Origin of the sequence: Parvimonas sp. KA00067, assembly GCF_001553085.1 — a bacterium.
GTDB lineage: Bacteria > Bacillota > Clostridia > Tissierellales > Peptoniphilaceae > Parvimonas > Parvimonas parva.
In genome coordinates this window covers 12,637-25,662 of record NZ_KQ960148.1, presented here as the reverse complement: position 1 = coordinate 25,662, position 13,026 = coordinate 12,637, and the positions used below count along the sequence as shown (strand labels likewise).

Here is a 13,026-nt window from a genome sequence, read left to right as displayed (position 1 = left end):
TTAAACAAGAGGAGTTTAAATGAAAAACAAGCAATATATTATTAGAAATAAAACAGTCTCTTCTCGTTCGGCTGTTTTATTTTTTGTATTTATAATACTTTTTGCGAGTATAGGTTTTAAATTAGCCTATTTGCAACTGTATTCCAAAAATAAATACAGCGTTGAAGAATTTAAAGATTCTGTTAGTTATACAACACTTGAGGCTAAGAGAGGTAGTATTTTTGATAGAAATGGAAATACTTTAGCTAAAAGTATAAGTGTATATAATGGATATTTTTCCACTTTTGATTATAATCGTTATAAAAAATCTAGTGGGAAAATTAAAGATGAAGAAACTAAAAAATTAGATAAGATTTTTGATATTTTGCAATTAAATAAAGAAGAAATCTTTGCTAAGGCTGATGAATATAATAACTTATTGATAAAAAAAGATATTACAGAAGAACAAAATTCTGTTGTTAAATCTGAAAATTCACTTTTAGTAAGTGCTAATAGCAATAAGGAAGTTTATTTTTCGGTTTTAGAATATGATAAATTTAAACTTTATTCTGAAAAAGCTAAAGAGGTGGAAGAGAAAAAAATCGATAAGATTTTTTCTGTGCTTGAGTTGGATAAGAAGAAAGTTTTTGATAGGGCAAATAGAGGGACTAATTTCAAAATAAAGAAAACTATTAGTCCGGATATTGTTAAAGAGATTAAGGAAATAAATTCTTCCATAATCAGTGTTGAAATAGAACAAAATAGAAGTTATATAAATGGAACTTTGGCTCCTTTTGTCGTTGGTCATGCTAATGAAAATGGTGGACAAAGTGGAGTTGAAAATTTTTTAAACGATAATCTTGCGGGAACAAGTGGTGCCAGAAGAGTAATAAGAGAAAATTTGAGTAAGTCTATTGAAGAAATTGTTGATGCTAAAGATGGTTCTGATTTGTATTTAACTATTGACAGTACAATACAAGAATATGTTGCAAAGTATGGGCAACAATATTTTAATGAAGAAAAACCGATTAAGTTGAGTGTTATAGTTTCTGATGTAACAAATGGGGATATATTAGCTATGGATAATTTCCCAAAATATGATACTAATAATCCTACAACTCCTATCGGAGAAGAGGCAAGTAAAGAATTTGAAACCTTAAATGAAAAAGAAAGGCTTGAAAAAATATTTGCTATGTGGAGAAATCCTGCTGTAAGTGATAGTTATGAGCCGGGTTCTGTATTTAAACTTATAACTGCCAGTGCATCTTTGGAAGAAAAGAGTGATACACTAGATTCAACTTTTTATTGTAATGGTTTTATAAAAGATATTCCGGGAATAACTCTTAGATGTTTTAACTGGAAAAATCCTCATGGGAAAGAAACTTTTACTGAGGCTTTGGATAATAGTTGTAACCCTGCTTTTGTTCAAATGGCTAGACATTTAGGGAAAGAAAGATTTTATAGATATATAAATGGTTTTGGGTTTGGAAAGATGACAGGAATATCATTACCTGGAGAAAGTAGTGGGCAAATTCCTAAAAAATTATCAGATATAGGACCTGCAGAACTTGCCACAATGAGTTATGGACATGGTGTTTCTGTAACTCCTATTCAAATGATTACTGCTGCAAATGCAGTTGTAAATGGTGGATATTTATTAGAGCCACAAATTAATGTAAAAAATATTGAAAAAAAATCTGATGATGAAATCAAAATAAAAGAAAACGAACCGATTATTAAAAATCAAATTATATCTAAAGAAACAAGCGATAAGATGCGTGTTATGATGGAACATGGTGTAACAGATGGTATAGTTAAGAAGGCGTATTCTAATAGTATTAGAATGGGTGGTAAATCCGGTACAACTTTAAAAACTGTAAATGGTAGATATGACGATAATAAAACTATTGCATCTTTGTATGTGGCTTTTCCTATTGAAAATCCAAAATATAGCATTTTGATTATTTTTGATGAGCCAAAGGTGAACTCAGGTGGTACCGGAGCATGTGCGCCTTTAGCTAAAAAATTGGTTGAAGAAATAGTTGAATACAAACAATTAGTTAAGACAAAAGATGACAATAATATAGTTAGAAAGACAAATGTTCCGGACGTTAGAGGACTTACTTTAGAATATGCAGTAGAAGTTTTAAAAGGACAATCGTTAAATTATACTGTTAAGGGAGAAAGTTCTTCAAAAGCTATTGTTACAGAGCAAAGCGAGTATGCTGGAAAGACTTTAGATGAAGGAAGTAATGTTGAACTTACTTTATCGGAAGATGCAAAATTATTAGTAGTTGATTTTTCAAAAATGAATTATCAACAAGCTATGGAAGTTGTAAATAAAATGGGATACAAATATAAAACTTCAGGTGGTAAGGGTAAATTTGTATCTTCAAACAAGAAAATTGGAAGTTATATTTCAAAGGATGAAGAAATAGTATTAACTTTTGAAGATTAATTTAGGAGATGAAAATAATGGATATATCAAATTTTGTAATATGGAGTATTTTGTTCAGTTTTTTTCTAACTGTGTTTATAGCAAAAATGTCTATTCCATATTTAAGAAAATTTAAACTTGGACAAAATATTAGAGATGACGGACCACAAAGTCATTTATCTAAAGCCGGAACGCCAACTATGGGTGGAATATTTTTTGTGGTTGCTATAATTATTACAACAATTTGTTTAGGTAATTTTTCTAAAGAAGTATTTGCTGTTTTAATCGGTATGTTAGGCTTTACATTCATAGGATTTTTAGATGACTTTTTCAAACTTATTATGAAAAGGTCATTGGGTCTTACTGAAATTCAAAAGCTGATTATTCAATTTATAATTAGTATAGTTGTAATTGTTTTTATAGAAAAAGTTGTAGGAGTTGACTTGAGATACCAATTAATTCCTTTTGTAAAAGGAGCTGTTAATTTTGGTTGGTTTATATATCCTATACTAATTTTTGTAATGGTTGGAACTGCGAATGCTACTAATTTAACAGATGGTTTAGACGGGCTTTCATCTTCAGTATCAATTCCTGTATTTTTAGGTCTTGCGGTAATAAGTTTTTTTAAATACCCAAGTGTTTCAGTATTTTCTTTAGTATTTATGGCGAGTTTAATGGGATTTGTTATGTTTAATTCATATCCTGCCAGAGTATTTATGGGAGATACCGGTTCAATGGCATTAGGTGGTGCTATTGCAAGTATATGCATACTTAATGGAATGATTTTCTACCTACCAATCATCGGTGGAATTTATGTAATGGAGGCATTATCTGTAATTATTCAAGTTGTTAGTTACAAAACTAGAAATAAAAAGAGAGTATTTTTGATGAGTCCTATTCATCATCATTATGAATTAAAAGGTTATAAAGAACCTCAAATAGTTACGTCTTTTGCAGTGATTAGTGGAATTCTATCAATTATAGCTGTATGTTTATTTTTTAATGCTTAGTTAGGGGATATTTATGGAAGTTTTAAATAAAAAAGTTTTAGTTGTAGGTTTGGGTTTATCCGGAATTTCAACTATAAAAACTTTGAGTTCGTTAAAAGCCGAAGTTTATTGTTATGACGATAAAGAAGAAATAGAATTAAAAAATGTTTTTGAAAGTCTTAATGAATTTAATTTTAAATTTATAAAAAATTATAAAGATTATGATTTTGATTTTGTTGTTAAAAGTCCTGGGATAAAACCGTTTAATGAAATAATTGAATATTTTTGTGAAAATAATGTTCCTGTTTATACGGATTTAGAATTGGCATATACTTTATTTTCAAAAAGAAAAATTATTGCAATAACTGGAACTAATGGAAAGACTACAACTACAAGTTTAGTTGGAGAAATTTTTAAAACTGCAAATATAAAATCAAAAGTGGTTGGTAACATTGGTGTAGGTATGCTTTGGGAAATATTTAATTCTGATGAAGAAACTGTGAATATCATAGAAGTTAGTAGTTTCCAACTACATAACACTAAACTTTTTAAACCTTTTATAGCATCAATTGGAAATATAACTCCTGACCATATTGATTGGCATGGAAGTTTTGAAAATTATATACAAGACAAATTTAAAGTCTTTAAAAATATGGATAAAAATGGAAATTTAGTTTTAAACATAGATGATGAAATTTTAAGTAAAGTTGATGTAGAAAATACAAATGTTACAAAGATTTCATTAGAAAGAAAAGATACAGATTTTTATTTTAACGAAAATAATTTTTATCATAAAGATGAAAAGTTATTTTCTATGAAAGATTTGAAAATTTTAGGCAAACATAATGCTCAAAATGTTTTAATTTCTGTTGCAATTTGTTATAATTATGGTATAGATATGGATACTATAATTTTTGCATGCAAAAATTTTGGTGGAGTTGAACATAGAATTGAATTTGTTAGAGAATTAAATGGAATAAAGTTTTACAATGATTCTAAAGGAACAAATGTAGATTCAACTATAAAAGCTGTTGACGCTTTAGAAAAACCTATTATTTTGATTTTAGGTGGATATGATAAAGGTGTTGATTTTAATCCTTTGTTTGAATCTTTTAATGGTAAAATAAAAAAATTAATTTTAGTTGGAGATACAAAATATAAATTTGATTCTTGCTCAAAAGAATACGGATTTGAAAATAATGTAATAGTCGATGATTATAAAGAAGTTGTAGAAAAATGTTTTGAATTAGCAAAAAGTGGAGATAATGTATTACTTTCTCCGGCATCTGCAAGTTGGGATATGTTCAAAAGTTTTGAAGAAAGAGGAAATTTATTTAAGAAGTTGGTAAATGAATTATAATGATGAAATTTGATAAATATGCTAAAAAGTTAGTTATGGTAGTTATCTTTTTACTACTTTTTGGGAGTGTAATGGTATTTAGTACAAGCTGGCCATATAGTTACAGATTAAAGGGAAATGAAATAGAAATAATAAGAAAACATATAATTTTTGTTGTTTTATCTATTATAGCTATGTTCTTCGTATCATATATAAATATTTTAAAATTAAAAAAATATAGTAAGAATATTTTTATACTTGTGTTTTTGATGGGCTTTTTAGTATATTCTCCACTTGGAGTAAATCTTTATAATGCAAGAAGATGGGTTGGAGTAGGATTTTTTACTTTTATGCCTTCCGACTTTATGAAAATTGGAGCCATAATGATGATGGCTTATGTGATTGATAGGTACAAAAAAGCATTTACTTTTAAAAATGTGTTTTTTAAATATTTGGCAATAGTTGGAATATCAGCTTTTTCTGTAATGATTCAGCCCGACCTTTCAACTACCTTAGTAATAGCCGGGACTATAACATCTATGTATCTGGTTGCAGGTATGGATAAAAAAGCAATAGGATTTTCTGTTTTAGGACTGAGTTTAGCAAGTTTTGGAGCTATATTTTTGTTAAAGTCAGGATATAGTAGAACTAGTAGAATTCAAGCCTTTATTGACCCATTAAAATATAGAGATTCTAAGTCTTGGCAATTAATAAAATCACTTTTTGCAATAACTAATGGTTCTCTTTTAGGTGTTGGTCTTGGAAATGGAAGACAAAAATATACTTTATCTGAGGCGCATAATGATTTTATTTTTGCAACTATTGCTGAAGAGTTCGGTTTTGTAGGCTCTATGTTTTTAATTGGAGTTTATATTTATTTAGCTTATTTAGGAATAATGATTTCTAGAAATATTAAGAGTTTATACGGAAAAATGATAATATTGGGAATAATATTTTCAATAGGATTGCAAGCATTGGTAAATATAGGTACGGCAACAGGGGTTATTCCTCCTACTGGAGTAACTTTACCATTTGTAAGCTATGGAGGTTCATCTTTAGTTATGACTTCTGTAATGATTGGAATTATTTTAGGAATTGTTAGATATGATGTAAAAGGGAGATAGTATGAAAGTTGTAATATCTGGTGGTGGAACAGGAGGACATATATATCCTGCTGTTGCAATAATTGAAGAGTTGAAAAAAAGAGATAATAATATAGATATTTTATACATAGGTTCTAAAAATAGTATGGAGAGTGAATTGATTCCAAGCTTAGAGATTAATTATGAATCAATAGAAGTTATGGGACTTCCAAGAAAGATTAATAAAAAATTCTTTAAATCTATTTTTGTTTTACTTAAAGGTTTAAGACAAGCAAAAAAAATATTAAAGAGATTTAAACCTGATGTGGTTATAGGAACAGGAGGATTTGTAACAGGACCTGTTTTATATAAAGCTCATAAAATGGGTATTTATACAATATTTCATGAACAAAACAGTTATCCTGGAATTACAAATAGAATATTATCAAGATATGTTAATGCTATGGCAGTTACTTTTAAAGAGTCTATCAAGTTTTTTAAAAACAACGATAAATGTGTTGTTACAGGAAATCCTATAAGAAATAGATTTGAGTTTTTGAATAGAGAGCAATCTCTTAAATTTTTTGAAATAGATGAAAATTCTAAAAATATATTTTCTTTTGGAGGAAGTAACGGAAGTGAAGAGCTTAACAAAGCTGTTCTTGGAATTTTAGATAAATTTTGTGAAAATGAAAAAATTTCTTTAATTCATGTAACCGGAAAACTTAATTACGATAAATTTTTAGAAGAAGTAAAAAACAAAGGGATAAAAATTGAAAATAATGTAAAAATTTTACCATATATGACTGAAATGGATAAGGCTTATGGAGTTTCAGACCTTGTTATAACAAGTTCCGGAGCGATAACACTTGCTGAGATTTCTAAAATTGGATTAGCAAGTATTTTGATTCCAAAAGCATATACAACAGAAAATCATCAAGAATTTAATGCGAGAGCATATAAAGATATTGGTGCCTCTGAACTTATTTTAGAAAAAGAATTAAATTCAGATTTATTATGGGAAAATATAGAAAAGATAATTTTTGATAATAGTAGATTGGAGCAAATGAAAGAAAATGCGAAAAAACTTGCTACACCTAATGCAGTTAAAGACTTTGTTTCAATATTTTATGATGAATTTAAAGGGAGGTAGTTATGTCTGCTGATAAAAGAGAAAAAAAGCCTAGAATTTTTATAAAGAAAAATAGAGATGAAGACATTTCTGTAAAAGATGAATTCTATGAATATGATAAATTAAAGTCTAAAGAAAAAACTATTGATGAATCTTTTTTTGAAAATTTTAGAAGTGTAGATTTTGAGCAAGTTAAGCATGAAAAAGAAAAAAATTCTTTTGAAGAAGTTAAAAAGGATGTTTTTTCATCTTCTGATATGATTGAAGATGAGGTGATTCAAGATGTTTCAGAAGAAAAAGAAATTTTAAAAGAAATTGAAATTCCAAAAGAAAAAGAAATCTTAAATGAAACAGCTGAATTGGATAAAAAAGAAGAAATTCTTGAGGAAGATGTAATTTACGATATAGTAGATGATTTTGAAGAAGATATAAAACTATATGATAAAACTGAAGAAGATGACGATGATGATTTTGGCAGTTTAGAACATGAAGATGAAAATTCTAATACTGTATCTGATGAAAAAAAATATGATTCTTTATTTGAAACAACTGAAGATACTGTTTTTGATGATAAAAAAGAAGATGAAAATTCAATATTTAATCAATATAGTATAGCAAATGATGAAGATTCATCTGAAGAGGGAAATTATGATTCTTTATTTGATAATTCAGGATATGTTAGTTTTGAAAATAAAAGTTATGAAGAAGATGACGATGACGATTTTGGTAGTTTAGATGATGAACCGGAATACAATGTTGACTCAGATGAAAAATCTTTTGTAAATGTAAGTCAAAAATCTAATTACTATAATGAACTTAAAGAAACAGATGATGAGTTTGAAGATGAATACGAAGAAGATGAAGATGAATATTATGTAAATAAAAAAGGTAAGAAAAAGAAAAAAAGAGGAGGATTTAGAATCTTCTTTAAATTCCTTTTAGCTTTTTTAGTTGCTTGTTCAGCGATAGCTGTTTATTTTGGATTAACTCATGATTTGTTTAAAATAGATTATATAAATATTACCGGTAATGTTGCTAATGAAAAAGAAATTTTAATTTCAAAAAGTGGCGTTAGTATTGGAGATAATATATTTTTAGCATCTTCAAGTAAAATTGAAAAAAACTTAAAAGAAATTTCAAATATTGAAAGTGTTAAGGTAAGGAAAAATTATCCAAATATAATTGAAATAGAAATAAAAGAAAATTATGTTAGTGCTTATATAAATTCACCAAGTGGATTAACTACTATCGATAATTATGGAAAAGTTAAAGAGGTTGTTACTGATAATTCTAAGGCATCAGGAGTTCAGATAAAAGGAATTTCTGAAACAGGATTAAAAGTTGGAGATGATTTTTCTAAAGATATTACAAAAGTTAAATTTTTATTAGATATTTTAACTAAAGAATATTATTCTGAAATTGTTAGTATAGACTTCACTAATGATAAAGAAATAGTTTTAGAATTTAAAAATTCTTTAAAAGTTACATTTGGAGATTTGAAAGATTATGCTAAAAAAACTCAAGTTATTGGAATTTTAATCAAAAAAATTCAACTTGAAGGAATAAATGCAAAAGAAATTATATTAAATGTTGGAGATAACCCAATAATAGTAAAAAAATAGTAGAATTTTATTGAAAAATTTAGTATAATATTAAATAACTGAAATTTAAAATTAAACAGAAATTAATATAAAAAATACAGGAGGAAATTGAAATGGCATTTGAAATGGAAGTATATGGAAATGATTTAGCCAAAATTAAAGTTTTTGGTATTGGCGGTGGTGGAAATAACGCTATATCAAGAATGAAACAATCAGGCTTAAGGGGTGTTGATTTTGTTGCTATTAATACAGATAGACAAATTTTAAATTCTATTGATATAGAAACAAAAATACAAATTGGAGAAAAATTAACAAGAGGTCTTGGAGCCGGAGCTAATCCTGCAGTTGGAGAAAAAGCAGCTGAAGAAAGTAAAGAAGAAATTATACAATCACTTCAAGGTACTGATATGGTATTTATAACTGCCGGTATGGGTGGTGGAACCGGAACAGGTGCCGCTCCTGTTGTTGCAGGTATTGCAAAAGAAATGGGAATTTTAACTGTTGGTGTTGTTACTAAACCATTTACTTTTGAAGGAAGAAAAAGAGCTGTTCAAGCTGAACAAGGAATTGAGGCTTTGAAAGAAAAAGTTGATACTTTAATTACTATTCCAAATGATAGATTATTACAAATTTCTGAAAAAAGAACAACTATGTTAGAGGCATTTGCTATGGCTGATGAAGTTTTAATGAATGGTATTCAAGGTATTTCAGATTTAATTGCCGTTCCAAATATCATTAACTTAGACTTTGCTGATGTTAAGTCAGTTATGTTAGACCAAGGAATTGCTCATATGGGAATTGGTAGAGCAAGTGGAGATAATAGAGCTATTGAGGCAGCAAAGATGGCTATTAACAGTCCATTACTTGAAACTTCTATTGATGGTGCTAAGGCTGTTCTTCTTAATGTTACTGCTGCTAGTGTTGGTATTTTTGAAGCTCATGAAGCAGCTGAATTGATTAGAGAGGCTATTGATGGAGATGCTAATGTTATCTTCGGTTCAGGAATTGATGAATCATTAGGAGATGATATTAAGATTACTGTTATTGCAACTGGCTTTGATCCACTTGTATCAGGTGGACTAAGAAAACCAACTTCAATTGAAAGCAAATCATCTTCTGCTAAAAAAGATGATGGATTAGATTTAGATATTCCGAGTTTCTTAAGATAATGAAATGTCCTAACTGTGGAGCAGAAACTACTAGAGTTTTAGATTCTAGAAATTCGCAAGATAAAACTTATGTTAAGAGAAGACGTCTTTGTGAAGTTTGTAATTATAAATTTACAACTTATGAAAGAATGCCTGAATTTGTAATTTTTGTATTAAAAAAAGATGGCTCAAGACAAATTTTTTCTCGTAACAAAGTTTTTGCTGGGATAAAAAAATGCTGTGAAAAGAGAAATATTGATGATGAACAGATAGAAGCTGTTATAGATAATATTGAAATGGATATTAGAAAGAATTATAAAAATGAAATTGAATCGACTCAAATAGGAGAATTGGTTTTGAAAAATTTAAAAAATCTTGACGAAGTTTCTTATGTTCGTTTTGCAGCTGTTTATAAAAAGTTCAAGGATGTTAAAGCATTTTTGGAATATTTACAAGAAGAGTTTTAAGGAGTGATTTATTCACTCCTTTTTATATGGTTTTGTAAGTCCGCATATGATGTGAAAATAGATATAAGTATTGAGAAATCAATGTTTATATCTATTTTTTTGTTGAAAAAAAGAGTTTATAATTAACTATTTCAAAATAGTGTAATAAAATAAATTTGTTTTTTATAAAAAGGAGGACTTATGAAATTATTAATCAAAGATAGACTTTTTAGAGATATTCCTAAAGTCTTAAATTTAAGTAATGAAAATTGTTACTTAATACCAAAAGAATTGTTCAATGAATATTATCAAAATTTATCGTTAGGGGCAAAAATGCTTTATGGAATTTATCTTGATAAACTAATTTCTGAAGATGTATTGAAAGATGAAGAAGGATTTTTATTCTTTGAATTCACTATCGAAGAAATGAACGAGGCATTAAGTGTATCAACTATAACTTCATTGAAGTATAAGAAAGAATTATTAAAAAATGATTTGTTGATTCAAAAAGATAAAAAAGATAAAAAATCTCAAAACATTTATTATTTATTAAAACCTAATGGTATGTAGGAGGTGAATTTATGAAATATAAAGATGTAAATAATGAATTATTTTATTCAGAAAACGACTATTATCAAGAATATAGATTTATAAAAACACCTGCAATTTTAATATCTTCTAAGTTATATCAAAATTTATCATTAGGGGCAAAAATGCTTTATTCAATTTTAGCAGATAGACAAAGTTTATCCTTAAAAAATAAAGATAAATATACAGATGAAAACGGAAAGATATTTTTAATTTATACAATAGAAAGTTTAAAAGATGTTTTGTGTTTATCAAAAAATACAGTAATAAAATATAAAAAAGAATTGATTGAATTTGAATTGCTTTTTGAAAGAAGAATGGGTCAAGGTTTAGCAAATAGAATATATATTTTAAAACCAAATTATCAAGAATTGGCTAAAAATACAAGAAGTCCAAGAATTGAACTTCTAGAAACTCAAAATTTGGACTTCAAGAAGTCTGAAATTTGCACTTCTAGAAGTGCAAAAAATGAACCTTTAGAAGTTCAAAATTTGGACCCTAATTATACTAATATAAATCATACTGATTCTATTTATACTAATTCAATCAATCAATCCGAAGAGATTGATGTTGATGTGATTGAATATAAAAAATATAAAGATTTAATTTATAAAAATTTAAATTATGAAATTTTAGAAATAAGTCTATCAAAAACAGAAATGGAATATTTAAATCAAATTATTGAAGTTATGTTAGATGTTATTTTATCTAAAGATGAAAAAATAAGAGTATCTGGAAATTATATATCTAAAGAACTTGTTAAAATGAGGTTTTTATTGTTGACATATTCTCATATTGAATATGTTTTAAGTTCGATAAGAAAAAATAGTAAAAAAGCTAAAAATATTAGAAGTTACTTAATAACTTGTCTTTACAATTCATATTCAACTGAATTAGTACAAATTGATAATGAAATTTCAGATGACTTTTCAGATAACTTTTTATAAAAAAATAAGGAGTAAAGATGCAAAGTTCAATAAAAACAAAGAAAGATTTAAAAAAATATTTTAGTAAATATAAATATTTTGAAAAAATAAAATTTAAACTTGAAAAAGAAAAAAACAAATTGGAAGATAAATATACGACTTTGAGAGCTACAAATTTTGATGAAAAAATATTTTCTAATTTTAACAATTCAAAAGAGAAGCAAATATACAAATATTTAGAATTATTAGAAAAACAAGATAATAAGCTCTTGATTATAAAACTCGAACAAGATAAGATTAAAGATTTAATAAATTATGTTGATGATATTCAAAGAGAAGTTCTTATCGATATTTATATAAACTTTTTTTCTTATTCAGAAATTTCTAAAAAATATAATTTTTGTGAAAGATATATTTATAAATTAGAAGATAAGGCACTTTTAGATATATTAGATTATTTAAAAGTAAAAAAATCAGATGAAATTTTAACTATTTTTTAGAAAATGGAGTATCTTTTGCTAATTCAAAGTATATATTACTTATTAAAATTAAATAAAAATAAAATCAAATAATTTAGGAGGATTGGAAGATGAAAATAGTAACAGTTGGAAATCAAAAAGGTGGAGTTGGAAAAACTACTAGTACGATGAATCTAGGAGTAGCTCTTAAAGAACTGGGAAAAAGAGTTTTATTGATAGATTTTGACCCACAAAATAGTTTATCTATATATTTAAATCACGATGGAGATGATAGAAATACTATTGATGATTTAATTAGTAAATTTCTTTTTAAACAAACAATAAATTTAACTGATTATATAAAAATATCTGAGAATGATGAAATAGAATATATTCCTAGTAGTCCATACCTATCTGTTGTTGAAAAGCAGATGGAAACTAGACTTGCTAGAGAAATGATTTTAAATGAGATATTAGCAGACGATTTCTTCAAACAATATGATTATATTTTGATAGATACATCTCCATCAATATCAACTTTAATGACTAATGCTCTTGCAACATCTACGGACATTATAATTCCTGTTCAATCACAATATTTTACTATTGAAAGTTTACGTTTAGTATATAACACTATTGAACAAATAAAAGTTCATTTAAATGCAAATTTAAGAGTTTTAGGAATATTACCAACTATGATAGAGAACACTGTTATGAGTAGAATGGTTTTAGAACATTTAAAGTTAGAATACAAAAAAGATTTATTTAATACTACAATAAGCAAATCAACTGTTGCAAGTGAAAGTACAGCTATAAAAACATCATTAGTTAAGTTAAATAGTAAACTTGGAGAACAGTACTTAGAACTTGCAAAAGAAGTTATAAATAAAGAATAGGTGGT

At 26.8% G+C, this 13,026-nt stretch carries 12 protein-coding genes; all 12 read left to right on the top strand.

Annotated features, from left to right (window positions below):
• Positions 1–19: 19 nt before the first annotated feature.
• The 12 genes from HMPREF3181_RS03090 to HMPREF3181_RS03035 all read left to right on the top strand — a co-directional run bounded on the left by HMPREF3181_RS03090 (position 20) and on the right by HMPREF3181_RS03035 (position 13,021).
• Positions 20–2,437 carry a penicillin-binding transpeptidase domain-containing protein gene (locus tag HMPREF3181_RS03090; protein ID WP_068472877.1) on the top strand — a complete coding sequence of 806 codons (2,418 nt, stop codon included), beginning with the start codon at positions 20–22 and terminating at the stop codon, positions 2,435–2,437.
• Between the two features lie 17 nt (positions 2,438–2,454).
• Entirely contained in the window at positions 2,455–3,426 is a 972-nt protein-coding gene (gene mraY, locus HMPREF3181_RS03085) for a phospho-N-acetylmuramoyl-pentapeptide-transferase (protein WP_082713884.1), read from the top strand.
• Positions 3,427–3,439: 13 nt separating this feature from the next.
• Positions 3,440–4,765, top strand: a complete 1,326-nt coding sequence (gene murD / locus HMPREF3181_RS03080; protein ID WP_068472875.1) for a UDP-N-acetylmuramoyl-L-alanine--D-glutamate ligase — start codon at positions 3,440–3,442, stop codon at positions 4,763–4,765.
• Positions 4,765–5,868, top strand: a complete 1,104-nt coding sequence (locus HMPREF3181_RS03075) for an FtsW/RodA/SpoVE family cell cycle protein (RefSeq protein ID WP_068472873.1) — start codon at positions 4,765–4,767, stop codon at positions 5,866–5,868. The genes murD and HMPREF3181_RS03075 overlap by 1 nt, the downstream gene beginning before the upstream one ends.
• A 1-nt stretch (position 5,869) precedes the next feature.
• Positions 5,870–6,979 (top strand): undecaprenyldiphospho-muramoylpentapeptide beta-N-acetylglucosaminyltransferase, encoded by a 1,110-nt coding sequence (gene murG / locus HMPREF3181_RS03070; RefSeq protein WP_068472871.1) that lies wholly within the window; start codon positions 5,870–5,872, stop codon positions 6,977–6,979.
• A gap of 2 nt (positions 6,980–6,981) precedes the next feature.
• Positions 6,982–8,580, top strand: a complete 1,599-nt coding sequence (locus tag HMPREF3181_RS03065) for a cell division protein FtsQ/DivIB (protein ID WP_068472869.1) — start codon at positions 6,982–6,984, stop codon at positions 8,578–8,580.
• Positions 8,581–8,672: 92 nt separating this feature from the next.
• Positions 8,673–9,728, top strand: a complete 1,056-nt coding sequence (gene ftsZ, locus HMPREF3181_RS03060; protein WP_068472867.1) for a cell division protein FtsZ — start codon at positions 8,673–8,675, stop codon at positions 9,726–9,728.
• Positions 9,728–10,174 carry a transcriptional regulator NrdR gene (gene nrdR, locus HMPREF3181_RS03055; protein WP_068472865.1) on the top strand — a complete coding sequence of 149 codons (447 nt, stop codon included), beginning with the start codon at positions 9,728–9,730 and terminating at the stop codon, positions 10,172–10,174. The genes ftsZ and nrdR overlap by 1 nt, the downstream gene beginning before the upstream one ends.
• Positions 10,175–10,354: 180 nt before the next feature.
• Positions 10,355–10,723 (top strand): replication initiator protein A, encoded by a 369-nt coding sequence (locus tag HMPREF3181_RS03050; RefSeq protein WP_068472863.1) that lies wholly within the window; start codon positions 10,355–10,357, stop codon positions 10,721–10,723.
• Positions 10,724–10,734: 11 nt separating this feature from the next.
• The gene (locus HMPREF3181_RS03045) at positions 10,735–11,688 is read left to right on the top strand and encodes a DUF6017 domain-containing protein (protein WP_068472861.1); all 954 of its coding nucleotides are present in this window, start codon (positions 10,735–10,737) and stop codon (positions 11,686–11,688) included.
• A 17-nt stretch (positions 11,689–11,705) separates the two neighbouring features.
• Positions 11,706–12,167 carry a hypothetical protein gene (locus HMPREF3181_RS03040; RefSeq protein ID WP_068472858.1) on the top strand — a complete coding sequence of 154 codons (462 nt, stop codon included), beginning with the start codon at positions 11,706–11,708 and terminating at the stop codon, positions 12,165–12,167.
• A gap of 89 nt (positions 12,168–12,256) precedes the next feature.
• Entirely contained in the window at positions 12,257–13,021 is a 765-nt protein-coding gene (locus HMPREF3181_RS03035; RefSeq protein ID WP_068472856.1) for a ParA family protein, read from the top strand.
• Positions 13,022–13,026: the final 5 nt, after the last annotated feature.

What these genes read in the sequence shown, in the direction of transcription:
- HMPREF3181_RS03035 (WP_068472856.1), top strand. Translation starts at nt 12,257, where the DNA reads ATGAAAATAGTAACAGTTGGAAATCAAAAAGGTGGAGTTGGAAAAACT.
- murD (WP_068472875.1), top strand. Translation starts at nt 3,440, where the DNA reads ATGGAAGTTTTAAATAAAAAAGTTTTAGTTGTAGGTTTGGGTTTATCC.
- nrdR (WP_068472865.1), top strand. Translation starts at nt 9,728, where the DNA reads ATGAAATGTCCTAACTGTGGAGCAGAAACTACTAGAGTTTTAGATTCT.
- HMPREF3181_RS03065 (WP_068472869.1), top strand. Translation starts at nt 6,982, where the DNA reads ATGTCTGCTGATAAAAGAGAAAAAAAGCCTAGAATTTTTATAAAGAAA.
- murG (WP_068472871.1), top strand. Translation starts at nt 5,870, where the DNA reads ATGAAAGTTGTAATATCTGGTGGTGGAACAGGAGGACATATATATCCT.
- HMPREF3181_RS03075 (WP_068472873.1), top strand. Translation starts at nt 4,765, where the DNA reads ATGATGAAATTTGATAAATATGCTAAAAAGTTAGTTATGGTAGTTATC.
- HMPREF3181_RS03090 (WP_068472877.1), top strand. Translation starts at nt 20, where the DNA reads ATGAAAAACAAGCAATATATTATTAGAAATAAAACAGTCTCTTCTCGT.
- HMPREF3181_RS03040 (WP_068472858.1), top strand. Translation starts at nt 11,706, where the DNA reads ATGCAAAGTTCAATAAAAACAAAGAAAGATTTAAAAAAATATTTTAGT.
- mraY (WP_082713884.1), top strand. Translation starts at nt 2,455, where the DNA reads ATGGATATATCAAATTTTGTAATATGGAGTATTTTGTTCAGTTTTTTT.
- HMPREF3181_RS03050 (WP_068472863.1), top strand. Translation starts at nt 10,355, where the DNA reads ATGAAATTATTAATCAAAGATAGACTTTTTAGAGATATTCCTAAAGTC.
- ftsZ (WP_068472867.1), top strand. Translation starts at nt 8,673, where the DNA reads ATGGCATTTGAAATGGAAGTATATGGAAATGATTTAGCCAAAATTAAA.
- HMPREF3181_RS03045 (WP_068472861.1), top strand. Translation starts at nt 10,735, where the DNA reads ATGAAATATAAAGATGTAAATAATGAATTATTTTATTCAGAAAACGAC.